The 22793-nt window shown below is 71.9% G+C and carries 22 protein-coding genes; 3 read left to right on the forward strand and 19 right to left on the reverse strand.

Annotated features, from left to right (window positions below; translation table 11 throughout):
• Positions 1-134 precede the first annotated feature (134 nt).
• Positions 135-290, forward strand: a complete 156-nt coding sequence (locus ABZ887_RS03175) for a hypothetical protein (protein WP_361282296.1) — start codon at positions 135-137, stop codon at positions 288-290.
• On the opposite strand, the gene ABZ887_RS03180 is transcribed toward ABZ887_RS03175, so the two are convergent.
• The 7 genes from ABZ887_RS03180 to ABZ887_RS03210 form a co-directional block, all read right to left on the reverse strand.
• Positions 266-1276 carry an ABC transporter ATP-binding protein gene (locus tag ABZ887_RS03180; protein WP_361282298.1) on the reverse strand — a complete coding sequence of 337 codons (1011 nt, stop codon included), beginning with the start codon at positions 1274-1276 and terminating at the stop codon, positions 266-268. The genes ABZ887_RS03175 and ABZ887_RS03180 overlap by 25 nt on opposite strands.
• Entirely contained in the window at positions 1269-2306 is a 1038-nt protein-coding gene (locus ABZ887_RS03185; RefSeq protein WP_361282300.1) for an ABC transporter ATP-binding protein, read from the reverse strand. The genes ABZ887_RS03180 and ABZ887_RS03185 overlap by 8 nt, the downstream gene beginning before the upstream one ends.
• Entirely contained in the window at positions 2303-3883 is a 1581-nt protein-coding gene (locus tag ABZ887_RS03190; RefSeq protein ID WP_361282302.1) for an ABC transporter substrate-binding protein, read from the reverse strand. The genes ABZ887_RS03185 and ABZ887_RS03190 overlap by 4 nt, the downstream gene beginning before the upstream one ends.
• An 86-nt stretch (positions 3884-3969) precedes the next feature.
• Positions 3970-4857 carry an ABC transporter permease gene (locus ABZ887_RS03195; RefSeq protein ID WP_361282304.1) on the reverse strand — a complete coding sequence of 296 codons (888 nt, stop codon included), beginning with the start codon at positions 4855-4857 and terminating at the stop codon, positions 3970-3972.
• Positions 4847-5809: an ABC transporter permease gene (locus ABZ887_RS03200; protein ID WP_361282306.1), complete on the reverse strand. Its 963-nt coding sequence runs from the start codon at positions 5807-5809 to the stop codon at positions 4847-4849. Before ABZ887_RS03200 ends, ABZ887_RS03195 begins: the two co-directional genes overlap by 11 nt.
• An 11-nt stretch (positions 5810-5820) precedes the next feature.
• On the reverse strand, positions 5821-7155 hold the full coding sequence (locus ABZ887_RS03205; RefSeq protein WP_361282308.1) for an amidohydrolase family protein: 1335 nt from the start codon (positions 7153-7155) through the stop codon (positions 5821-5823).
• A gap of 623 nt (positions 7156-7778) precedes the next feature.
• On the reverse strand, positions 7779-8729 hold the full coding sequence (locus ABZ887_RS03210) for an enoyl-CoA hydratase/isomerase family protein (protein WP_361282310.1): 951 nt from the start codon (positions 8727-8729) through the stop codon (positions 7779-7781).
• Positions 8730-8779: 50 nt separating this feature from the next.
• On the opposite strand from ABZ887_RS03210, the gene ABZ887_RS03215 reads away from it, so the two are divergent.
• Together ABZ887_RS03215 and ABZ887_RS03220 are read left to right on the forward strand one after the other, a co-directional pair.
• Positions 8780-8968 (forward strand): hypothetical protein, encoded by a 189-nt coding sequence (locus tag ABZ887_RS03215; protein WP_361282312.1) that lies wholly within the window; start codon positions 8780-8782, stop codon positions 8966-8968.
• The gene (locus tag ABZ887_RS03220; RefSeq protein ID WP_361282314.1) at positions 8962-10227 is read left to right on the forward strand and encodes an amidohydrolase family protein; all 1266 of its coding nucleotides are present in this window, start codon (positions 8962-8964) and stop codon (positions 10225-10227) included. Before ABZ887_RS03215 ends, ABZ887_RS03220 begins: the two co-directional genes overlap by 7 nt.
• Before the next feature lie 15 nt (positions 10228-10242).
• Here ABZ887_RS03220 and ABZ887_RS03225 read toward each other — a convergent pair whose 3' ends face one another.
• From ABZ887_RS03225 to ABZ887_RS03280, 12 genes are all read right to left on the reverse strand, one after another.
• Positions 10243-11019 carry an SDR family oxidoreductase gene (locus ABZ887_RS03225; RefSeq protein WP_361282316.1) on the reverse strand — a complete coding sequence of 259 codons (777 nt, stop codon included), beginning with the start codon at positions 11017-11019 and terminating at the stop codon, positions 10243-10245.
• Between the two features lie 3 nt (positions 11020-11022).
• Positions 11023-12171 (reverse strand): acyl-CoA dehydrogenase family protein, encoded by a 1149-nt coding sequence (locus ABZ887_RS03230; RefSeq protein WP_361282318.1) that lies wholly within the window; start codon positions 12169-12171, stop codon positions 11023-11025.
• Positions 12172-12185: 14 nt separating this feature from the next.
• Positions 12186-13322 (reverse strand): acetyl-CoA C-acyltransferase, encoded by a 1137-nt coding sequence (locus tag ABZ887_RS03235; RefSeq protein WP_361282320.1) that lies wholly within the window; start codon positions 13320-13322, stop codon positions 12186-12188.
• Positions 13319-14122: an enoyl-CoA hydratase-related protein gene (locus ABZ887_RS03240; RefSeq protein WP_361282322.1), complete on the reverse strand. Its 804-nt coding sequence runs from the start codon at positions 14120-14122 to the stop codon at positions 13319-13321. The genes ABZ887_RS03235 and ABZ887_RS03240 overlap by 4 nt, the downstream gene beginning before the upstream one ends.
• Complete coding sequence (locus ABZ887_RS03245) at positions 14119-15303, reverse strand: CaiB/BaiF CoA-transferase family protein (protein ID WP_361282324.1); 1185 nt, start codon at positions 15301-15303, stop codon at positions 14119-14121. Before ABZ887_RS03245 ends, ABZ887_RS03240 begins: the two co-directional genes overlap by 4 nt.
• 1 nt (position 15304) lies before the next feature.
• On the reverse strand, positions 15305-16888 hold the full coding sequence (locus ABZ887_RS03250) for a FadD3 family acyl-CoA ligase (protein WP_361282326.1): 1584 nt from the start codon (positions 16886-16888) through the stop codon (positions 15305-15307).
• Between the two features lie 16 nt (positions 16889-16904).
• A complete protein-coding gene (locus ABZ887_RS03255; RefSeq protein ID WP_361282328.1) occupies positions 16905-18053 on the reverse strand; it encodes an acyl-CoA dehydrogenase family protein in 1149 nt (382 codons plus the stop codon).
• Positions 18050-19015, reverse strand: a complete 966-nt coding sequence (locus tag ABZ887_RS03260) for an acyl-CoA dehydrogenase family protein (RefSeq protein WP_361282330.1) — start codon at positions 19013-19015, stop codon at positions 18050-18052. The genes ABZ887_RS03255 and ABZ887_RS03260 overlap by 4 nt, the downstream gene beginning before the upstream one ends.
• Positions 19016-19017: 2 nt before the next feature.
• Positions 19018-19818 carry an enoyl-CoA hydratase/isomerase family protein gene (locus ABZ887_RS03265; RefSeq protein ID WP_361282332.1) on the reverse strand — a complete coding sequence of 267 codons (801 nt, stop codon included), beginning with the start codon at positions 19816-19818 and terminating at the stop codon, positions 19018-19020.
• A gap of 110 nt (positions 19819-19928) precedes the next feature.
• Entirely contained in the window at positions 19929-20696 is a 768-nt protein-coding gene (locus ABZ887_RS03270; protein ID WP_361282334.1) for a FadR/GntR family transcriptional regulator, read from the reverse strand.
• 65 nt (positions 20697-20761) lie between these two features.
• A complete protein-coding gene (locus ABZ887_RS03275; RefSeq protein WP_361282336.1) occupies positions 20762-21529 on the reverse strand; it encodes an SDR family NAD(P)-dependent oxidoreductase in 768 nt (255 codons plus the stop codon).
• Positions 21530-21539: 10 nt separating this feature from the next.
• Positions 21540-22703, reverse strand: a complete 1164-nt coding sequence (locus ABZ887_RS03280) for an acyl-CoA dehydrogenase family protein (protein ID WP_361282338.1) — start codon at positions 22701-22703, stop codon at positions 21540-21542.
• Between the last annotated feature and the right edge of the window lie 90 nt (positions 22704-22793).

The following is a 22793-nucleotide window of genomic DNA, read 5'->3' on the forward strand; positions in this document are numbered from 1 at the left end:
CTCATGTGCGCCGGATCGACATTCCTGGCGAGGGTGTCCCGCATGTGTAACTCCACGGGCCGGGTTCCGCCGACACGGTCGCGGCCGTCCTCGACCACTGTGCGGTTCGGAGCGCGGTGCTTGTCGGGCATTTGATGGACGCCGCGATCCTGCTGGCCGCCCGGCGGCCGGAGTCGTGTTCACGGGTGGTCGTGGCCGAGCCCAACCTGCTGACGGACGATGTCCTGGGCTTCGTGTCGGCGCTGCTGCGGGCGGTGCCCTCTGATCACCCGGCCTCGCCGGGCTTGTGACAGGCCGTCATATGGCCGGAGGCCTGCTCGACGAGTACGGGCCGCTCGGTACGGCAGCGGTCGTCGGCCAGCCAGCAGCGTGAGGAGAACGGGCAGCCGGACGGGACGTCCGTCGGTGACGGCAGTTCGCCCTTCAGCTCGATCCGTCCGCCCGTGCCGGGAGTGTCACCCGGTTCCAGGACGGAGGACAGCAGCGCCCGGGAGTAGGGGTGCTGCGGCGCCTCGAACAGCCGCCGCGAGGGGGCGAGTTCGACGATCGAGCCGAGGTACATCACGGCGACCCGGCTGCTGAGATGGCGGACCACACCGAGGTTGTGCGAGATGAACAGGTAGGCGATGCGGTCCTGTCGCTGGATGTCCTGGAGGAGGTTGAGGATCTGCGCCTGGATGGAGACGTCCAGTGCGGAGGTCGGCTCGTCCAGGACGATCACGGCGGGCTGCGGGGCCAACGCGCGGGCGAGGGCGAGGCGTTGGCGCTGCCCACCGGAGAACTCGTGCGGGTAGCGGACGGCGGCCGTACTGTCCAGGCCGACCTCCTCCAGCACTCGCGCCAGCCGGTCCCGCCGGTCTGCCCGTGGCATCCGCCGCACCCGCAGCGGCTCCTCGATGCTCGCGCCCACGGGCAGCCGGGGGTTGAGCGAGCTGTTGGGGTCCTGGAACACCATCTGCACCGCACGGCGGAAGGCCTTCAGGTCGGTGCCGTCCGGACGGTGGGTCATGTCCCGGCCCTCGAACCGCACGGCCCCCTGCGTGGGCCGGTACAGCCGGGTGGCGATCCGGCCGAGGGTGCTCTTGCCGCAGCCGGACTCACCCACCAGGCCCACGGTCTCGCCGCGGCCCAGGGTGAGCGAGACGTCGTCCACCGCCCGGACGCCCGAACGGCCGGGCCCGTGCCCGTGCCCGAAAGTGTGGCCGACCCCCGCGAGTTCCAGCAGCGGCCCCCCGGTGTCGTCGTCCGTCCTCACCTCGACCGGCGTCTCATTCATCGCCGTCACCCTTCGTCGTCGTCTCTTCCTCCGGCTCGCGCCAGCAGCGCGACGTCCGCCCCTCGCCTGCCTCGCGCAGCGGCTGCGGGGCGGCGCAGGCCTCGGCGGCGCTCGGGCAGCGGGACGCGAAGCGGCAGCCGGGGCGGCGGCGGTCGTCGTCCGTGAGCTGGCCACGGATCGCGGTGAGCCGGGTACCGTCGCCGTCCCGCATCCGCGGCACCGCGGCGAGCAGCGCACGGGTGTACGGGTGCCGCGGTGCGGTCAGCACCTGGCCGGTCGTGCCGGACTCGACGACCTGCCCGGCGTACATCACCTGGACCCGGTCGCACATGGCGGTGATGACGCCGAGGTCGTGCGAGATGAGCAGCACGCCCATGCCGTGCTCCTGTTGCAGCGAGCGGAGCAGGTGCAGGATCTCGGCCTGCACGGTGACGTCCAGCGCGGTCGTCGGCTCGTCGGCCAGCAGCAGCTGCGGGTCGCCCGCCATCGCGATGGCGATGACGACGCGCTGCCGCATACCGCCGGAGAGTTCGTGCGGGAACTGCCGTGCCCTGCGCTCGGGTGAGGGGATCTCCACCGCGCGCAGCAGTTCCACGGCCCGGTCCCGGGCCTCCTGGCGGCTGGCCCGGCCGTGGATCCGCAGTACCTCGGCCACCTGGGCGCCGACCCGCATGCACGGGTTGAGCGAGGTCATGGGTTCCTGGAACACCATGGCCACCCGGTTGCCACGCAGGCCCTGGAGGTCGCGGGGGCCGCTGCTCAGCAGGTCGGTGCCGCAGGCCTCCAGCCGGTCGGCGGCGACCGAGGCGCCGGGTCCGAGAAGACCCATCGCGGCGAGGGCGACGCTGGACTTGCCGCAGCCGCTCTCGCCGATCAGGCCGACCACCTCGCCGCGTTCGACGTGCAGGTCCACGCCGGAGACGACCTCCGAACCGCCGAAGCCGATGCGCAGCGCGGAGACGTCGAGGACCCGGCCGCCGGCGCCGGCCGCGGTGGCGGCCGGCGCGGTGGTCGGTGCACCGGTGGTCACGAGGCCAGCCAGGTGTTCTTGAGCTCCAGACGGGTGGCCGTGGCGTCCGGCCGGTAGCCGCTCACCTTGTCGGTCCAGGCCTCGCCGCGCACCGCCTTGGCGTAGGGCACCATCAGGTAGCACTGGTCGGCGATGTACCGGGCGAGCTGGTGGTAGAGGGTGACCCGCTTGTTGTCGTCGCTCTCCGCCGCCGCGGCGGCCATCTGGTCCCACAGGTGCTGGTCCTTGACCTTGGTGGCCGGACCGCCCTTGGCGAACCAGAGGCTGAGGTACTGGCTCGGGTCGGCGTTGAGCACGCTCGTCATCATGATCATGTTGCTGTAGTCGCCGGACAGCACACGCGGGACGATCGAGGCGAACGGGGTCAGCTTGAGGTTGAGGGTGATGCCGACCTGGGCCAGCTGGGCCTTCATCAGCTCCATGGCGGAGATGTCGGGGCCGTAGGCCGGGTCGCTCGGCGCGACCAGTTCGAGGCTCACCTTGGTCTGGCCCGCGGCCCGGAGCAGTTCCCTGGCCTTGGCCTGGTTCTGCACGTAGACGGTGTCGGCGGAGGTCGGGGTGGTGCCGTACGGGTCCTGGGGCGGGATGACATAGCCGAGGGTCGCGGAGTCGCCGCCGCCGAGGGTCTTGATCAGTGCCTGGCGGTCGACGGCGAGGTTGAACGCCTGCCGCACCCGCTTGTCGGCGAGCGGTCCGCTCAGCGTGTTCATGTTGATCCAGACGCTGGAGTCGAGGGGCCCGTTGGCCTCGGTGACGCCGGCCGTCTTCTTGAGGTCGTCCACCAGCCGCAGGTCGCGGAAGGCCATCAGCTGTACGGCGCCCGAGCGCAGGGAGGCCACCCGCGAGGTCTCGTCGGGGATGAGCCGGTAGGTCATGGAGGAGAGGTAGGGCTTCGGCTTCTGCCAGTAGCCGGTGTGAGCGGCGAGCTGGATGGAGACGCCCTTGGTCCACTTCGTGAGCTTGAAGGGCCCGGTGCCGTTCTCCGCCGTCTTGATCTGGTCCTCGGTGTGGGCCGTCGTCCACTTCCTGCTCATGACGGCGCCGCTCCAGGGGCGGGCCAGGAAGTGGTACAGGGACGGCTGCGGGGCGCTGAGCTTGACCTCCACGGTGGTCGCGTCCACCGCCGTCACCTTCTTGATCTTGTACTGCTGGGTGAACGGCGACTTGATGGCGGGGTCCATCAGCCGCTCCAGGCTGAAGACGACGTCGTCGGTGGTGAGTTCGCTGCCGTCGTGGAAGGTCACGCCGTCCTGGAGGGTGAAGCGGTGGGTGGTGGCGTCCACCTGCCGGTAGCTCTTGGCCAGGCCGGGCTGCACCTGGCCCTTGTCGTCCAGGCTCAGCAGACCCTCGTAGAACTGGGCGACGATCTGCTGGTCGGCGTAGGCCTGCGCCACCTGCGGGTCGAAGCCCGTGGTCGGCTCGGCGTCGAGGCCGATGGTGAGGGAACCGCCCTTGACGGGCTTGCCGTTGCTCTTGCCGGCCGTGGTCGCCGTGCCACCGCACCCCGAAAGGAGGGCCGCGGCCAGCGTGCCGCCGCCGAGCGCGAGGGTGGTTCTGCGGGTGTACCCGTGATTCATGATCATGACCGCCTGTGCCTGAGGGTTGGGTGAGCGAGGAGAGGTGTCAGGAGGTGGGGGGAGACCAGCGAAGAGAGAGGGGCGGATCAGGGGGTACGGCGGGTGCCGCGCGGGTCGATCCGTTCCTGGAGGCCGTCGGAGATCAGGCCGAAGGCTGCCGTGGCCACGGCCAGCGTGATCCCGGGGACGATCACGAGCAGCGGGTCGTGTGCCATGTAGCGCTGGCCCTCGAAGATCATTCGGCCCCAGCTGGGTGTGGGCGGCTGGATGCCGAGGCCCAGATAGCTCAGGGACGCCTCCACCAGGACGCAGGTCGCCGCCGTGTTGGCGTACTGGACGAGCGCGGCGGACAGCACGTTCGGCAGCACATGGCGGCCGATGATCACCGGCGGGCGCACCCCGGCGATCCGGGCCGCCGAGACGAAGTCGCGCTCGCGCACGGTCAGCGCCGGGGCGCGGACGATCCGGGCGAAGTACGGTACGAAGATCAGCCCCATGCCCACGACGAGGACGGCCGTGCCCGGCGTGAACACGGAGACCAGCACCAGCGCGAGCAGCACCGAGGTGATGGACATCGCGATGTCCATCACCGCCATCAGCACACCGTCCACCCGCCGGCCGGTGTAGCCCGCGAGGAGACCGATGGGCACGCCGATCAGCGCGGCCAGCGTGGTGGCCCCGAAGGCGACCAGGAGGGAGTGCAGCGCGGCGACGAAGGTCCTGGTGAACAGATCGCGACCGAGGTTGTCGGTGCCCAGCCAGTGGCTGCCGGTGGGCCCGCCGAGGAGGGCGTCGCCGACGTCCTCGGCGGAGTAGGGGCCGAGGCCGGTGACGGCGAGGGAGGTCAGCACCAGGCCGCCGAGCAGGCAGACACCTGTGGTGAGGGTCGGGTTCCAGCCGCGGAACAGCCGTCGCGCGGTGGCCGTCGCGGTCACGGTCGCACCCGTGTCGGGCAGTGCGGTGTCAGCCGTCACGGCGTGCTCCTGTCGTCCGGATCCGGGGGTCGATGAGCGGGTAGAGCAGGTCGGTCACCAGGTTGATCACCACATAGGAGGCGCCCAGCGCGAGGACCGCCCCCTGGACCACCGTGAAGTCGTGCTGGGTGATGGAGTTGACGATCAGCGAGCCGAGCCCGGGGAGGGCGAAGACCTGCTCGACGATGACGGTGCCGCCGACCAGCACCCCGAGCTGGAGACCGCCCGCGGTGACCACGGGCACCAGCGCGTTGCGCAGGGCGTGCCGCAGCATCAGGCGCCGTCGCCCGGCGCCCTTGGCCGCCGCGGTTCGCATGAAGTCCTGGCCCGCCACGTCGAGGACGGCCGCCCGCATGTAGCGGCAGAGCGTGGCACCGAACGGGATGCCCAGCGCCACCGCGGGCAGCAGCAGGTCCTGGAGGTTCAGCAGGGGGTCCTGGTCGAACGGCACGAAGGAGAACAGCGGCCAGCCCGGGGTCAGCCGGCTCACCAGCAGGACCATGACCGTGCCGACGACGAACGGCGGAAAGGCGAGCCCCAGGAACGCGGTGCCGTTGACCAGCCGGTCGACCGCCCTGCCCTGGTGCATGGCGGACCAGATGCCCGCCGGGACGCCCCACACGGCCGCGATCACCGCGGCGTAGACAGCGAGTTCCAGGCTCACCGGGAGCCGGTCGGCGACCTGCGCGGCGACGCTCTGTCCGTCGAGCAGGGAGTTTCCGAGGTCGCCCCTGACGGCGTGCCCGAGCCAGCTGAGGTACTGCGACCACACGGGCTGGTCTAGTCCCAGCTCCCGGGTGATCTGGGCGCGCAGTTCGGGTGTGGAGTTCTCGCCGGCGATCAGGGTCGCGGGATCGCCGGGGATCAGATGCGCGAGGAGGAACACGACGGCGCTCAGGCACAGCACGACGGCGAGCGCCCGGGCGATCCGGATCAACAGGTAACGCAGCACTGGTCGTCTCCCTATCCCGCGGTGGCCGGTGCCGACGTGCGGCGCGGATGGTGGCTGGTCGCTGCGGGCCGGCGCGTCGAGGCCAGACCCGGGGGCGCTGACGTGGCCGCGTTCGGGTCGATGGCCCGGCCCTCGCGCAGCACCGCGCGCAGCCGCCGCCGGTCCCCGAGCAGGCCCAGGTCGGTGAGCGGATCGCCGTCCACGAGAAGGAGGTCCGCGTACATCCCCGGGGCGACGGTCCCCGTCCGGTCGCCGATGCCGAGGGCGTCGGCGGCGGCGGAGGTCGCGGCGACCAGGGCCTGCATCGGGGTCATGCCGACCTGCTCGTGCAGCAGCGCGAGTTCCCGGGCGTGGGAGCCGAACCGGAGGGTGTTGGAGGAGTCGCTGCCCGCGATCATCCGTACGCCGGCCTGATGGGCCCGGCGCACGGAGGTGAGCCGCCGTTCGCGCAGCCGTTCCGCCTTGTCCAGATGCTCGGCGGACAGTCCACGACGCTGCCCGTGCTCGGCCATGAACTCGCTGAGCGTCAGGGTCGGGCAGAGGAAGGTGCCCTGTTCCAGCATCAGCTCGATGAGGTCGGCGTCGAGTTCGGAGCCGTGCTCCAGGGTGTCCACCCCCGCGCGCAAGGCCGCCTCGATCCCGGACCGGGTGTGCGCGTGAGCCGCCACCCGCAGGTCCAGGGCGTGCGCCTCGTCGACGATCGCGTCGATCTCGGCGTCCGTGTAGTTGCGCCATCCGGTCTTGTCGCCGATGGAGAGCGTGCCGCCGCTGGTGCAGATCTTGATCAGGTCCACGCCCATCCGGGCGTACTCCCGGACGCGCTTACGGCACTCGTCGGCTCCGTCGGCCGGCGCCCACATCCGCTTCTCGTCGAGCGTCGCCGGGCAGAACATGTCACCGTGCCCGGCGGTCATGCCGACCAGACCGGAGGCGACGACCCGGGCGCCGTCGAGGACGTGCTCGTCCATCACGTGCTTGACGGCCACCTCGGGCAGTGAGCCGGCGGTGTCACGGACCGTGGTGAAACCGGAGCGCAGCGCCTCACGGGCGTTGGCAGCGGCGTGCAGGGTCTGTTCCTCGACCGAGGTCAGCATGTTCCACAGGTGCACGTCCCGCGGCCGGGCACCCGCGTTGGACCGCAGATGCACATGGCAGTCGATGAGCCCCGGCAGCAGCGTCGTCCCCGGCAGGTCGTACACCTGGTCCCGAGGGGCCGTCACCACCCTGTCCGCCGGACCCACCTCGGTGATCACGGCGCCGTCGACCACCACGGACATGTCCCCCCGCGGGGCACCTCCCGTGCCGTCGATCAGCGTCACCCCGGAGAGGACCGTTCGCTCCGCCATCCAAAACTCCTCGGTCGGTGGCCGGAAACCGGGTGCTGCCCAGCGGCCGTCCGCGTGCCCGGACCGGACCGCGACGGAAGCGCACCGAGCGGGCGTGGCGGTCGCGGCGAGGCCGGAATGAGTGACCGTTCCCTCGGCGCGGTGACGACCGCGACGGCCTGGGCGCGTATCGCCCCGGTACCGTGCACCGGCCGCGCGATCCGTACGCGGTGTGGTGCGGATGCCCGCGGGCTCGGCAGGTTTCGTCATGGTTTGTTCACCTCCTGGTGGGAACTGACACCGAGGAGTGTGGGCGGGAGATCGCCTGCCGGTGTCACGGCGCAGATTTCACCGGGGTTCCGCGGCGGACGCGCAGGAATCCGCCGCGCCTGGAGGCGCAGGTTTCCGCCACGGTGGACTCAAGGGAGTTGACGCCGCCGCACCGTGCCCGGGACGCCGAGTGCGGCACCGCCGTCACTGACCGGGCTGCTGCCGTCGAACGTCTCGCCGCGGTGGGCGGCCATGGCGCCGCAAGCGTCCCGGAAGCGATGTGCGACGCCGTGTCGTGATCACCGTGCTCCTGGCGGACACCGGGATCGCCCCCGGCGAGGGCGGCGCGCTCGATCGGTCGGCCTGCGACGGAGTCATGGGGAAGGGGGCTCGGCGGCCGGGCCGAGGGACAGCGTGTCGACGAGCCCCCACTTCAGCGCCGTTTCCACGTCTGTCGTGGTACCTGACAGGGCCAGGTAGGCCGTTCGTTCGCGGCCGATGCGGGCCGGGAGGCCGGCGGTACCGCCGGCGCCGGGGATCAGTCCCATGCTGATCTCGGGAAGCTGGAAGGTCGTGCCGGAGGCCGCCGTGACCGATCCCGCGAAGGCGGCCAGTTCGACTCCCGCTCCGACGCAGGGGCCGTGCACGTGGACCGTCACCTTGGAGGCGCACCGTTGGAGCAGCGCGGCAGGGCTGCGGTGGATGCGTATGCGGTGCGCTTCGGCAGGGTCGCTCGAGGTGCCGAACTCCGACAGATCACCGCCGCTGCAGAACGCGGGCCCGTTGCCGTACAGGTCGACGTGGGTGACCGTCGGGTCCAGCACGGCAACCTCCAGCGCCTCGCACAGGGCGTCCCGTGTGGCCGCGTCGAAGGCGTTGCGAACCCAGGGGCGGTTGAAGGTCAGTGTCATTCGTGCACCGTCACGGCATACCTGAACGGGTTCGGCGGCGGGGCGCGAAGCGCGTGGACGGGCCGAGGCCAGCCAGGCGTGGAAGTCCCGGCCCGCCTGGAGCGTCGAGTAGGCGAGCGATTCGAGAACGAGACGGTCGGGCCCGGAGAGCTCGTGGCTTATCCGGAGCACCTGCACGAGGCTCATGCTGGCTGCCGGATGGCGTGTCACGGTGGTCTGCAGGAGCCTTGCGGTGGCGTACGGATCGGCGCAGCTCACCCATGGGCGCGGAGGATCGGGCGCGGCCGTGAGCAGGACGTCGAACTCCTCGCTTGTATCACGTGGTTCGGCCGCGATCGCGACCCGCACGTGATCCGTCCCGCACGGTGAGGGCAGGGCGCGGTCCAGGTCGACGCAGGTAAAGGGCGACTCCACGGTCCCGAAGTGTAATCTGGCGTCCCCTGCGGGAGAAGGGTGTTCGCATTGTGGAGAACATAGTTCTCGACCAGTGGGGAGTGCCGGCGGGCGGCTCCTGCCACCTCATGGCCGCCGAGGACGGCTGGGTGGCGACCAATCTGGCCAGGCCGGACGACGAAGCCTCCCTGGAGTTCCTGGCCGTATCCATGGCCGCCCGTGCCGACGCCCTCGCGGTGAGCCGGGCGACGCCGTGCTGATCAGGGCGGTGGAGATCGAGGGGCGCGGCCTGGTGGACGTACGGGTCGGGGACGACGGCCGGATCGCGGAGATCGGCCCCCGCCTCGCAGGTCCGGCGGACGTGCATGGGCACGGCGGGGCGCTGCTGCCCGGACTCCACGACCATCACGTCCACCTCACCGCGCTGGCGGCGGCAACCGCCTCCGTACGAGTCGGGCCCCGCGACGTACGCGGCCGCGCAGGACTTGCGGCCGCGCTGCACGAGGGGCCGCCGGGGGAGTGGGTGCGGGCCGTCGGCTACCACGAGAGCGTGGCCGGAGAACTCGACCGGTGGGCGCTGGACGCGATCGTGCCCGACCGGCCGGTACGGGTGCAGCATCGCAGCGGGGCCATGTGGTTCCTCAACAGCCCCGCACTGCGGTCGGCCGGCCTGGACGACGGCGAGGACAGCGACGGTCGGTTGTGGCGAGCGGACGAGCGGCTGCGCCGCCTGGTCCCTCCGGTAGAGCTCGACCTGGCCGGTCTGGGGCGCCGTGCGGCACGGTACGGCGTCACGGGGTTCACCAACGCCGATCCGCACCCGGCACCCGGCCTCGCCCGGACCCTCGCGGTGTTGCCGCAGCGGGTGGTCGTCATGGGCGCGGACGGGACGGCCCCGGTCAAGATCATGCTCGACGACCCGACTCTGCCCACGCCCGCCGGACTCGCGGCCACCGTCGCCGGGGTGCGGCCCCGCACGGTCGCCGTGCACTGCGTCACCCGTGTGCAGTTGCTGGTGACCCTGCTCGCCCTGGAGGAGGCAGGACCGGTCGAGGGCGACCGCATCGAACACGGAGCGGTGATCCCGGACGATGTTCTGCCGTGGCTGCGGCGGCTCGGCGTGACGGTCGTGACCCAGCCGCACTTCCCCGTCCTGCGGGGCCCCGAGTACGCCACCGACGTCGCTCCGGACGACCTGCCCCACCTCTACCGCTGCCGCAGCCTGGCCGAGGCCGGCGTCCCGCTGGCAGCCGGAACGGACGCACCGTACGGCCCCCCGGACCCGTGGGCCGTCATGCGGGCGGCAGTGACGCGGGACGACGGGGAGGCCGTCACGGCGAGGGCAGCCCTGGGGCTGTTCCTCGGTGCCCCTGAACAGCCGTCCCGTACAAGACAGTTGGTGACCGGAAGCCCGGCCGACCTGTGCCTGCTCCACGTCCCGCTGCGCGAGGCGCTCGACACCCTGTCCGCCGATCTCGTACGCGCCACCTACGTGGCCGGCCGGGCGATCGCTCCCTGAGCCCGTCGCCCCGGATCAGACGCTGTACCCGCCGTCCACCCCCAACGCCTGTCCGGTGATGAACGCGGCCCGGTCCGAGGCGAGGAAGCAGACCGCCTCCGCGATGTCCCGGGCGTGCCCGAACCGGCGCAGCGGGATGTTGCGCCGGGTGATCGCGAGGGCGTCCTCGTCGAGTTCCCCCGTCTCGATCAGCCGGGCCGCGATGCCGTCGTTCAGCATGCCGGGGGCCACGCAGTTGACCCGCACCCCGTACCGCCCCTCCTCGGCGGCCAGGGCGCGGGCGACGGCCTCGACCGCGCCCTTCGTCCCCGAGGACAGCCCGTCCCGGACCGGGTAACGGCGGGTCGCGACGGTGGTGACGGCGACGATGCCGCCCCGGCTCGCCCGCAGCGCGGGCAGCGCCGGATGGACGAGGTTGAAGAACGCCACGGCGTCGGCCTCCAGTTGGGCGCGGTACCGGGCGGGCGTGACCTGGCTCAGATGGGTCATGGGCACATGGGGTCCGGCGGCGTACACCAGCGTGTGCAGGCCACCGGACGTCTCCGCTGCCCCGGTGACGGCCCGCGCGGTCGCCACCTCGTCGGTCAGGTCGACCCGCAGCGAGTGGACTTGCCGACCGAGGGCCTTGACCTCGTCCGCCAGGGCACCTGCCGCCTCGTGGTCGGTCCGGTACGTGAACGTGACATCGCTGCAGTGTTCCGCCAGCGCCCGTACGACCGCGGTGCCGATGCCGCCGGTGCCGCCCGCGACGAACGCGGTCCCGGACCGGCCGGTGAAGTCCTCCACGGACATGGCTCACAACCCCAGTGACTTGGCGATGATGACCTTCATGACCTCACTCGTCCCCGCGTAGATCCGCGTGATGCGGGCGTCCGCGTACAGCCGGGCGATCGGATACTCCAGCATGTAGCCGTATCCGCCGAAGAGTTGAAGACACCGGTCCACGGCCCGTGCCTGCATCTCGGTGCAGAACAGCTTGACCTTCGCCGCGTCGGCGCCGGAGAGCCGGCCGCCGACCAGGTCCAGGACGGCCCGGTCCAGCAGAGCCTGCGCCGCCTCGATCTCGGTGGCGACGGCGGCCAGTTCGAACTTGGTGTTCTGGAAGGCGGCGACCGGTGAACCGAACACCTCGCGCTCCTTGACGTAGGCGATCGTCGTGTCCAGAGCCGCCCGCGCCTGTGCCACCGAGCCGACCGCGACCGTCATCCGCTCCTGCGGGAGGTTGTGGCCCAGGTACCGGAAGGCCGCGCCCTCCTCGCCGAGCCGGTCGGCCACCGGCACCCGCACGTCGTCGAAGGCCAGTTCAACCGTGTCCTGCACCTTGATGCCCATCTTGTCCAGCACCCGGCCACGGGTGAACCCGGGCATGCCGTCCGCCACGACGAGCAGCGTCAGTCCCGCCCGCCGGTCGCCCGGCTCGGTCGCCGTACGCGCCACCACGATCACCAGATCGGCCAGCAGCCCGCCGGTGATGAAGGTCTTGGCGCCGTTGAGGACATAGGTGTCGCCGTCCCGCACGGCGGTCGTCCGGATACCGGCGAGGTCGGAGCCGGTGCCGGGCTCGGTCATCGCGATCGCGGTCAGCAGCCGCCCGGACGCCAGCCCGGGGAACCAGCGCTCGCGCTGCTCCTCGTTCGCGTAGGCGAGGAAGTAGGGCAGCACGACGTCGAGTTGGGTGCGCACGGTGCCCAGAGTGACCAGGGCACGCGCCGCCTCCTCCTGGAGGACGACGTTGTAGCGGTAGTCCGGCAGACCGCCGCCGCCGTACCGCTGCGGGATCGCCATGCCCAGCAGGCCCAGTGAGCCGAGCGTCGTGAAGAAGTCGCGGGGTATCCGCCCCGTCTTCTCCCACTCGCCGTAGCGCGGCACCACCTCCTTCGCCACCACGTCCCGCACCAGTTCCCGGAACGCCTCGTGGTCGTCGGTGAAGACATCCCGTCGCATGCCGAGTGCCCCTGTCATTCCGCGAGTTCGACGAGGGTGGCGTTGGCCGTGCCGCCGCCCTCGCACATGGTCTGCAGGCCGTAGCGGATCCCGTGGGCGCGCATGTGATGGATCATTCGCGTCATCAGGACCGCACCCGACGCGCCGAGCGGATGGCCGAGCGCGATCGCGCCGCCGAGCGGGTTGAGGCGCTCGGGATCCGCGCCGGTCTCGGCGAGCCAGGCCAGCGGGACGGGTGCGAAGGCCTCGTTCACCTCGAAGACCCCGACCTCCGACAACGCCACTCCGGCTCTCCGCAGCACCTTCTCGGTCGCCGGAACGGGCCCGGTCAGCATCAGCACCGGGTCGGAGCCGACGACCACGCCCGCCCGGAACCGCACGAGCGGGGTCAGACCCAGCGCACGCGCCCGCTCCGGCGTGGTGACCAGCAGGGCCGCCGCGCCGTCGGAGATCTGCGAGGCGTTCCCGGCGTGCAGGACACCGTCCTCCTGGAACGAGGGCTTGAGCCTCGCCAACGTCTCCACGCTGGTGCCGCGCCGGACACCCTCGTCGGCCGCGACCCCGGCCACGGGCACGATCTGCCCGTCGAAGGCCCCGCCGTCCTGCGCGGCCGCCGCCCGCGCGTGCGACAGCGCGGCGTACGCGTCGAGCCGCTCCCGCGTGAAGCCCCACTTCTGTGCGATCAGTTCCGCCGAGACGCCCTGGTCGAAGGAGAAGTCCTGGTAGCGGGCGCGGACTCGGGGCCCGTACGGCATGCCGCCCGCCTTCGCCGAGCCCAGCGGCACCCGGCTCATGACCTCGACACCACCCGCCACGACCACGTCCTGCCGCCCCGACAGCACCGCCTGGACGGCGAACTCCAGCGCCTGCTGACTCGACCCGCACGCCCGGTTGACCGTCGTCCCCGGAACGCTCTCGGGCCAGCCGGCCGCCAGCACCGCGTAGCGGCCGATGTTGCTCGACTGGTCGCCGACCTGGGACACGCACCCCCAGATCACGTCGTCGACGACCGCCGGATCGATCCCGGTCCGGTCGGCCAGCGCCGTCAGCACCGCCCCGGACAGGTCCGCCGGATGGATACCGGCCAGCCCGCCGTTCCGTCTGCCGACGGCCGTGCGGACCGCCGCCGCGACCACCGCTTCCCGCGTCATGTGTCGTCCTCCGTTCGTCTCGGCACCGCCCAGCGGCCGGTGAACCGCGGCTCGCGCCTGTCGGCGAACGCGGTGTACGCCTCCCACACGTCGGCGGTGGCGAAGTTGACCGCCTGCACCCGCGCCTCGTTCGCCAACGCGTCCCGCAGGGTGCGGTCGGCGCCCTCGTCGAGCAGCGCCTTGGTCTGCGCGAGCGCGACCGGCGCGCCGGACGCCAGGCGCGCCGTCAGGTCGTCGACGAAGGCGTCCACCTTGTCGGCGGCCACCACCCAGGTCACCAGGTTCAGCGCCCGCGCCTGTTCGGCGTCGATCGTCTCCGCCAGCAGGGCGAGCCGCTTGGCCTGCTGGAGTCCGACGAGCTTCGGCAGCAGCCACGAGCCGCCGCAGTCGAGCGACAGGCCGCGCCGCGCGAAGATCTGCGAGAACCGCGCCTCGGGCGTGGCCACCACCAGGTCGCAGCCGAGCGCCAGGTTCCAGCCCGCGCCCACCGCGACACCGGTGACCTTGGCGACGGTCGGGAAGGGCAACTCGTGCAGCAGCAGGGTCACTTCGGTGAGCGTCCGCATCCGGTGCAGCGGATGCCGGTCGGTCACCGGCCGGGAGATGTCGGCACCGGAGCAGAACGCGCCGCCCGCCCCGGTGAGGATCAGCGCCCGAACGGACCGATCGGCACCGGCCTCCCGCAGAGCCGTCGCCAGCGCCTCCCACAGCTCGCCGTCGATGGCGTTTCTGCGGTCGGGCCGGTTCAGCGTCAGCGTCCGTACGCCGTCGGAGGCGTCGTCCGTCAGCAGCACGGTCACCGCACCGCTCCCTGCTCGCGCAGCGCGACGATGTCCGGTGCCGCGAAGCCCAGTTCGGCCAGCACGGCGTCGGTGTGCTCGCCGAGCGCGGGCACGGCGCCCATCGGCGGGTCGAAGCCGGCGATCACCGGCGGCGGCAGCAGCGCGGGCACCGGCCCGGACGGAGTGCCGATCTCCCGCCAGCGGTCGCGGGCCGTGAGCTGCTCGTGGGCGAGGACGTCCTTCGCCGTGTTGTAGCGGGCGTTACCGATCCCGGCGGCGTCCGCGTGATCCTGGACGTACGCCAGGTCGTGCCGCGCGCACCAGGCGCCGATCGCCTCGTCCAGCGGCGCACGGTGCTCGACCCGGTCGGCGTTCGTACGGAACCGCCCGTCGTCCGCCAGGTCCGGGCGGCCCAGCAACTCCCGTGCCAGCCGCTGCCATTCGGCGTCGTTGGTGGTGCCCAGGACGACGGTCTGCCCGTCGCCGGTGAGATAGGCGCCGTAGGGCGCGACGGCGGGCGAGCCCATGCCGAGCGGCTGCTGCTCGATGCCCGAGTGCAGGGTGTAGGTGAGCGGATACCCCATCAGCTCGGCCATGGTGTCGAACATGCTCACCGCCACGGACGATGGCAGACCGCCCCTGCCCTTGCCGTACAGCAGCGCCAGGACCGACAGCGCCGCGTACAGCCCGCTGCACACGTCCGCCACGGGCGGGCCGGGTTTCGCCGGGGCGTCGGAACGGCCCGTCACCGAGCAGGCCCCGGACTCCGCCTGGACCAGCATGTCGTAGGCGCGCTTGTGGGAGAGGGGGCCGCCGGGGCCGTACCCGTCGATCTCCACGGGGATCAGCGCGGGGTGCCGTACCTGCAGGTCGGCGGGGGAGAGGCCGAGCCTGGCCGTCGTGCCGGGGGTGAGGTTGGAGACCAGCACGTCGGCTCGCGCCAGGAGCTGGTGCAGGATCGACAGACCGGCCTTCGACTTCAGGTTCAGCGCCACCGACTCCTTGCCCCGGTTCGCCCACACGAAGTGCGCCGCGAGCCCGCCCACCACGTCGTCGTAGTGGCGGGCGAAGTCACCGCCCTCGGGCTTCTCCACCTTGATGACCCGGGCGCCGAAGTCGCCGAGCGTGCGCGTGCACATGGGGGCCGAGACGGCCTGCTCCAGGGTCACGACCGTGACGCCGGCCAGTGGTCCGCCCATGTCAGTGCTCTCCGAGGCGGGCGCGCAGTTCGTGCTTGAGGATCTTCTGGCTGGCGTTGCGTGGGAGTTCGTCCACGAAACGGACCCGGCGGGGGACCTTGAAGTTGGCCATGTGCTCCCTGGCCCAGGCGATGACCTCGCGCTCGGTCGGGTCCGCCCCCGCCTTCGGCACGACGAAGGCCCACCCGACCTCTCCGAGTCGCTCGTCGGGGACGCCGATCACCGCGACCTGGGCGATCGCCGCGCAGCCGAGGAGCAGTTTCTCGATCTCGGCGGGGTAGGCGTTGAAGCCGCCGACGATGAACATCTCCTTCTTGCGGTCGACGACGGACAGGTTGCCGTGCGGGTCGAGGCGGCCGATGTCACCGGTGTGCAGCCAGCCCTCGGGGTCGATCGCGTCGGCGGTGGCCTCGGGGTCGTCCCAGTAGCCGCGGGTGACGTTGTAGCCGCGCACCAGGATCTCCCCGTCCTCGCCCGGAGCGGCGTCCCGGCCGTTGTCGCCGGCGATGCGGACCTCGACGTCGGGTACGGCCCGGCCGGTGGTGCGGGCCACCGTCTCCTCCGGATCGCCGACGCGGGTGCTGGTCACCAGCGCGCTCGACTCGGTCAGCCCGTAGGCGCTCAGCACGATGTCGAAGGTCAGCTCCTTCTTCATGGCGCGGATCAGGGCCTCCGGGATCGTGGTGCCGCCCGTCATGGACACCCGCAGCGAGGACAGGTCGTACGCGGACCGCTCGGGGTGGTGGAGGAGGTCGTGGAAGATGGTGGGCGGGCCGAGGAGGATGCTCACCCGTTCGTCGGCGATGAGCCGCAGGGCCCGTTCCGGGTCGAAGACGGCCATGGGGATCACCGTCACCCCGTGCATCAGGGAGGCGAGCCAGCCCGCCTTGTAGCCGAAGCAGTGGAAGAACGGCGGGATGACCAGGAACGTGTCGGAGGCGTCGAAGGTGTACTCCGTCGACATCCAGCCGTACGCCCGCAGGGACTGTCCGTGGGTCAGCTGCACGCCCTTGGGGTGGCCGGTGGTGCCGGAGGTGAACATCACGTCGGACAGGTCGTCCGGGCCGATCCGGTCGATCGAGGCGTGCGCGGCAGCGGGCGCCGTCCGCGCTCCCGCGTCGAGGAAGTCCTGCCAGCCGAGGGCGGCCTCCACCGGCGGCCCTGGGAGCGATACGGCGGTGGCCAGAGCGGGCAGTCCTGGGGCGGCCCGCCCCAGTTCGCCGATGTAGTCGGTGCCGAGGAAGGAGGCGGCCGCGAAGAGCGCTCGGGCACCGGACTTGCGCAGGATGTAGGAGATCTCCTGAGCCTTGAAGCGGGTGTTGAGGGGGACGACGACACCTCCCGCGCCCTGGATGCCGAGGGCCGCGACGATCCACTCCGCGGAGTTCGGCGCGCACAGGCCCACTCGGTCCCCGGGCCCGATCCCCAGCGCGAGCGCCCCGCGCACCGCCTCGACCATCCGCTCCTCCAGCTCACGGAAGGTCAGACTCCCTTCGCCGTCGACGAGGGCCGGTGCGTCGCCGAACCGTCGGGCGGCGATCCTGATCATGTTCGGGATGCTGCGGAACTCCTGGTCGTGTCGCATCGGCGGACTCCGTTGTTCAGGCGCGGTCGTCGGCCGGCAGACGCAGCAGCCGCTTGGCGATGATGTTGCGCTGGATCTGGGACGTTCCGCCGTAGACCGACGCGGCCCGGGAGTAGAGGTAGTCCCCGAACACCTCGCCGCCCTCCGCGTGAAGCTCTTCGGGGAACACCAACAGGGCGGTCTCGTACAGACGTTGCTCGGCGCGGGTCATCAGCAGTTTGTCGACGGACGAGTCCGGTCCGGCGACCGGACCGGCGCGCCGCTGCGCGGTCCGGCGCCGGGCGTGGGCGACGAGGACCCGGTAGTCGACCACGCACTGCCCGATCCGCGTGCGAAGCCCGTCCGGCAGACTCCCGCGCCGTTCGTCCGCGGTGCGGCACAGACGCTCGACGAGCAGCCCGTACTTCGACAGGTGCCCGGTGTCGAGGGCGTTGCGTTCGTACGACACCGTGGTCATCGCCAGTGGCCAGCCGTCGCCCTCGGCGCCGACCCGCTCCGACTCCTCGACGCGGACATCGTCGAGGAACAGCTCGCAGAACTCCTCGTCGCCGTTGGCCGCGCGCAGCGGGCGCACGGTCACGCCGGGCCGGTCGAGGGGCAGGGCGAACGCCGAGATCGAGGTGTGCGCGGGAGCCGTGCGGTCGGTTCGGGCCAGGAGCAGGCAGAGGTCGGAGTACTGGGCGTAACTCGTCCACAGTTTCTGTCCGTTGACGAGATAGCCGCCGTCCGGCTGCCGTTCGGCGCGGGTGCTCATGCCGGCCAGGTCCGAGCCCGCGCCCGGCTCGCTGAAGCCCTGGCACCAGACGTCGTCGCCGGAAAGCATCCGGGGCAGCAGGTGTCTGCGCTGCTCCTCGTCACCGAACTCCAGGAGGGCGTGGGCGAGATAGCCGATCCGGGGGACGCCGGGGGCGCCGCGTGCTCCCAACTCGTCGCTGACGGCGACCTGGTGCAGTGGTGTCAGGCCACGGCCGCCGTACTCCCGCGGTACGTCGAGGCCGACCCAGCCGCCGGAGTGGAGGATGCGGTGCCAGCGGTGCAGGAAGGCAGGGACCGGTTCGTCCGGTCGCCGCTCGGGCAGCGGATGGTCGGCCAGCCAGTCGCGGAAGTCCCGCCGCAGCCGTTCCAGGTCCGTCGGGTCGCCGAAGTCGAGGGGGCCGTCGGTCATCGGGTCGCCTCCGGTACGGCGAGGGCGGGCAGCAGGTCGGCCGTGGTGGCCAGCACGGTGGCGCCGACGAGCACCTTGCGCAGGTACAGGTGCGCGATGTGCTCCCAGGTCTGGGCGATACCGCCGAACACCTGCATCCCGGCGTACACCGCCTCCAAGGCCGAGGTGTTCACCTCCGCCTTGGCCGTGCGGGCCGCCGTGAGCGCCCGGTCCGGCGGCTCGTGGTCCAGGCACCACGCGGCGTACCGGGTGGCGCTGGTGCCGGCCTCCACCAGGACGGTCGCGTCGGCGAGCAGATGCTGGACGGCCTGGAAGGAGCCGATCCGCCGGCCGTACTGCCGGCGCTCGCGGGCGTACGCCACACTCTGCTCGACGAGCGAACCCGCCGCGCCGACGAGTTCGCTCGCGACGACCACCAGCGCGTACGCCTGCCAGCGCTGTCGGTCCTCCGGTGCGAGCCGGCCGAGGGGCTCGCCCACGGCGGAGGCCTGCCGCACGCTGCGCAGCAGGTCCGCGGTCGGTGCCGGCGGTCCGAGCCGGGCGCGGGTCACGGTTCCCTCGGTGTCGGCGTACAGTGCCGCATCGGCTCCGTCGCAGTCCCAGGCGCGGAGATCCTGTGCGTCGGGGCCCGGAAGACGCAGGTCGGAGGCGAGGGCCACCGTGAACCGCGCGTCGTGCTGGTCCGCACGGAGGAGGCGCAGCAGCTCCGGAGCCAGCAGGACGGTGCCGAGCAGCGAGGTGGTCAGCGGCAGCCTGCCGTGCTCCTCGGCGAGGAGGGAGCACTCCTGGACGGTGGCGGCGGGCCGGGCGGTACCGCGGAGCTCGGCGAGTCCCAGTCCGTCCAGTGCCTCCTGCGCCGCGGCGCGGCACTGCGGCTTGACGTCGTCGGCCGAGCCGACGGCGTGCTGGGTCGCGAACGTCCGGAGCAGGTCGCGGACCAGCGTGAACTCCTCGGGCTGCACGCTCAGTCCTCCTCGGGGGCGGCCGGGCGGCGGCCGGCCCGGGCGGCGAGGTCGCCGACGATGCGGATGTGGTCGGGGCTGGTCATCGTGGACCGCTCCGCCAGGAGCGCCGCCTCCATGCCGCCGCGCGAGACCTGCTCGACCACCGCGGCCAGCGCCGCCTTCGTCGCGCGCAGCGCCTCCGCGGGCTGTGCGGCGAGCCGGTGCGCCAGCGCCAGCGCCTCGGGCATCAGATCGGCGGCGGGCACGACCCGGTTCGCGAGGCCGAGCCCGAGCGCGGTGGCGGCCGGGATGCGGTCCCCGGTGAACAGGTACTCCTTCACCCGGAGCAGGCTCGTCAGCAGCGGCCACAGGGTGACCCCGCCGTCGCCCGCCACCAGACCGACCGAGACATGCGGGTCGGCGAGGTAGGCGTCCTCGGCCATCAGGACCAGGTCGCAGCCGAGGGCCAGGGAGCAACCCAGCCCCACCGCGGGGCCGTTGACGGCCGCGACGACGGGCAGCGGGAAACGGATCAGCTCCGTCTGGATGGTCCGGTCGAGCCGGATCGACCGCTCGCGCAGTTCGGGATCCTCATGATGGCGGCGCAGATGATCGAAGTCGCCGCCCGCGCTGAACGCCCGGCCGGCGCCGGTGAGGACGACGGCCCGGGCCTTCGTGTCGTCCGCCAACTCGCGCCATACCTCGGACAACCTGCGGTGGAGTTCCGCGGACACGCCGTTGAGACGTTCCGGACGGTTCAGGGTGACGATGCGGACGTCGCCGTCGGCGGCCACGGTCAGTACGGGACTCACCTCGCTCATGCGAGCGATGCTATTAAAGGTCAGGCCGTAACTGTCAATGGTGTTGCGCGAATATGAGAATGTGATTCTTGCAAGCTCCAGCCGTACCCCGGCGTCTCGTGCGCCGCCTGTCAGCCCTCGGGGTCGGTCAGCTCCACGCGCTCGCGCACGTCGACCTCCACCGCCGCACGCGCGAAACCGCACACGTGCCGGGACATCCGCCGCATCGCCGCCGCCTCGTCACCGGCCCGGATCGCGTCGGTGATCCGGGCGTGCGCCCGCGCGGTGACCTCGCGGATGTCCGCTCCCGTGAACTGCCGCAGGTTCGTGGCCGCGTGGATCGACTGCGAGAGCGCGCTCATGAACCCGATGAGCAGCTCGTTGTCGCCCGCGCGCGCCACCGCGTTGTGCCAGCGCACGTTCGCTCGGAGGAACCGCTGGGCGTCGTCCCCGGCCTCCTTCAACTCGGCGTTCGCGGCGTCCAATTCGGCCAGATCCCGGTCGGTGCGCCGTCTCGCGGCCAGCGCGGCGCACGTCGGCTCGATCGCCTCCCGGGTCTCATGCAACGCCTCCAGCCGGATCTGCTGGCCGCGAATCACCAATCGCACGGTGTTCGCCACGGACTCGCGCCCGGGCCGGTGCACGAAGGCCCCGCCGCCGCGCCCCGGCCTGATCTCCACGAGCCGCTCGACCTCCAGGATCCGCAGCGCCTCACGCACGGTGGCCCGGCTCAGCCCGGTCTGCTCGACGAGCTGACGCTCCGGCGGCAGGGCCGTGCCCTCGCCGATCTCCCCGGACAGGATCCGCTCGCGGACCTCCGCCGCCAGCACGTCCGACGCCTTCGGCACGGTCAGCGTGTCGAAGCGCGGGGTGTGGGCGGAGGGCTCGGCGCTGGGCACTGGTTCAGGCCTCTCGTCGTACGTCCGTTTCGGCTGAACCATTCAACACAGGACGTCCCGGAGTGTCACATGACCATGCCCCCGTCGACCGGCAGTACCTGACCGGTGATGAACGAAGCCGCGTCGGAGGCGAGGAAGACGAACGCCCCCGCGACCTCCGCCGGCTCCGCCCACCGTCCGAGCGGGATCCGGGCGAGCATCCGGGCGGCGAACTTCTCGTTCGTCCTGATGGTCTCCGTCATCGGGGTCGCGGCCAGCGGGGCGAGGGCGTTCACCAGGATGCGCCTGCGGGCCAGTTCGCGCGCCAGCGACTTGGTGAGGCCGATGATGCCGGCCTTCGCGGCGGAGTAGTCGACCTGCCCGAGGGTGCCGACGATACCGGCCGACGAGGTGACGTTGATGATGCGCCCGCGCCCGTCCTCCGGCAGCCGGGGCAGCGCGGCCTGGGCGCAGTGGAAGCTGCCCAGCAGGTGGATGTCCAGGAGCCGCCGGAAGGCGTCCGCCTCCAGCTTGTCGAACATGGCCGGCGCGGTGACCCCGGCGTTGTTGACCAGGATGTGCAGGGTGCCGTCGGCGAGCGCGGCCGCCCGGGACACCGCGGCGTCGGCGCTCGCCCGGTCGGTCACGTCGAGTGCGGTGCTGTCCGCGGTCCGTCCGGCGGCGGAGATCTTCCCGGCGACGGCCGCCGCGGCGGTCTCGTCGACGTCGGTCACGAGCACCGCCGCCCCGGCCCGGGCCAGCGCCTCGGCCACCGCCGAGCCGATACCGCCCGCGGCACCGGTCACCAGCGCCGAGCGTCCCGTGAGGTCGAACAGATCCGTACGGTCGGTCATCCCCAGCTCCTCAGTAGCTCCTGGGCAGGCCCAGCGTGTGCGAGCCCAGATAGTTCAGGACCATCTCCTGGCTGACGGGCGCGATCCGCAGCAGCCGCGCCTCGCGGAAGTAACGGGCGACGGGGTACTCCTCGGAGTAGCCCATGCCGCCGTGGGTCTGCAGGGCCCGGTCGGCCGTGGTGAAACCGGCGTCCGCGCACAGGTACTTGGCGGTGTTCGCCTCCCGGGCGCACGACCTGCCCCGGTCGTAGAGCCAGGTGGCCTTGCGCAGCACCAGCTCGGCCGCGTCGAGCCGGGCGAGGGAGTCGGCGAGCGGGAACTGGATCCCCTGGTTCATGCCGATCGGCCTGCCGAAGACCTCCCGCTCCCTCCCGTACCGCACCGCCCGGTCCAGGGCCGCCCTGCCGATGCCGAGCGCCTCCGCGGCGATCAGCATCCGCTCGGGGTTCAGGCCGTCGAGGAGGTGGCGGAAGCCCTGGCCTTCCGCGCCGACCCGGTCCTCGACCGGCACGCGCAGGTCGTCGATGAACAGCTCGTTCGACGTGACGGCGTTGCGGCCCATCTTCGGGATCGGGCGGATGTCGACCCGGGCGCGGTCGAGGTCGGTGAGGAACAGGGTCATGCCGTCCGTCGGCTTCGCCACCTCGTCGACCTTCGACGTCCGCGTCAGCAGCAGGATCTTCTCGGACTCCATCGCCTTGGAGATCCACACCTTGCGGCCACTGACGACGTAGTGGCCGCCGTCCCGGCGGGCGTACGTAGTGATGCGGGACGTGTCCAGGCCCGCGCCCGGTTCCGTGACCCCGAAGCAGACGTGCAGGTCGCCGTCCGCGATCCGGGGCAGGGTGCGTCGCTTCAGCTCCTCGGAGCCGTGCACGACGACGGGGTGCATGCCGAAGACCGACATGTGGATGGCGCTGGCCGCGTTCATCCCGCCGCAGCGGGCGACCTCCTCCAGCAGCAGGGTCGCCTCGGTGATGCCGAGGCCATGGCCTCCGTACGCCTCCGGAATCGTGAGGCCCAGCCAGCCGCCGCCCGCGACGGCGTCGTAGAACTCCTGGGGGAAGACGTGGTCGCGGTCCTTCTCCATCCAGTACCGGTCGTCGAAATCGCGCAGGAGACCGGTCACGGCCTTGCGGATCGTCTCCTGGTCCTCGGTCAGCTCAAAGTCCACGGCGGGGAACCCCTCTGCCGGCGGCTGATGGCGAAACATATCAAAGGTCAGACCAAAATGGTTCGTCAAGGGGCCGAGGCTTCAAGGCCT

The sequence above is a fragment of the Streptomyces sp. NPDC047061 genome, assembly GCF_040643955.1.
Lineage (GTDB): Bacteria > Actinomycetota > Actinomycetes > Streptomycetales > Streptomycetaceae > Streptomyces.

Bases quoted from the DNA above. Each gene is read 5' to 3' on its own strand.
- ABZ887_RS03245 (WP_361282324.1), bottom strand. From the start codon at position 15,303: ATGGGCGGACCACTGGCCGGCGTCACGGTCGTGACCCTGGAGCAGGCC.
- ABZ887_RS03255 (WP_361282328.1), bottom strand. From the start codon at position 18,053: ATGACCGACGGCCCCCTCGACTTCGGCGACCCGACGGACCTGGAACGG.
- ABZ887_RS03235 (WP_361282320.1), bottom strand. From the start codon at position 13,322: ATGACGCGGGAAGCGGTGGTCGCGGCGGCGGTCCGCACGGCCGTCGGC.
- ABZ887_RS03230 (WP_361282318.1), bottom strand. From the start codon at position 12,171: ATGCGACGGGATGTCTTCACCGACGACCACGAGGCGTTCCGGGAACTG.
- ABZ887_RS03225 (WP_361282316.1), bottom strand. From the start codon at position 11,019: ATGTCCGTGGAGGACTTCACCGGCCGGTCCGGGACCGCGTTCGTCGCG.
- ABZ887_RS03250 (WP_361282326.1), bottom strand. From the start codon at position 16,888: ATGCGACACGACCAGGAGTTCCGCAGCATCCCGAACATGATCAGGATC.
- ABZ887_RS03190 (WP_361282302.1), bottom strand. From the start codon at position 3,883: ATGAATCACGGGTACACCCGCAGAACCACCCTCGCGCTCGGCGGCGGC.
- ABZ887_RS03175 (WP_361282296.1), top strand. From the start codon at position 135: ATGGACGCCGCGATCCTGCTGGCCGCCCGGCGGCCGGAGTCGTGTTCA.
- ABZ887_RS03180 (WP_361282298.1), bottom strand. From the start codon at position 1,276: ATGAATGAGACGCCGGTCGAGGTGAGGACGGACGACGACACCGGGGGG.
- ABZ887_RS03275 (WP_361282336.1), bottom strand. From the start codon at position 21,529: ATGACCGACCGTACGGATCTGTTCGACCTCACGGGACGCTCGGCGCTG.
- ABZ887_RS03205 (WP_361282308.1), bottom strand. From the start codon at position 7,155: ATGGCGGAGCGAACGGTCCTCTCCGGGGTGACGCTGATCGACGGCACG.
- ABZ887_RS03265 (WP_361282332.1), bottom strand. From the start codon at position 19,818: ATGAGCGAGGTGAGTCCCGTACTGACCGTGGCCGCCGACGGCGACGTC.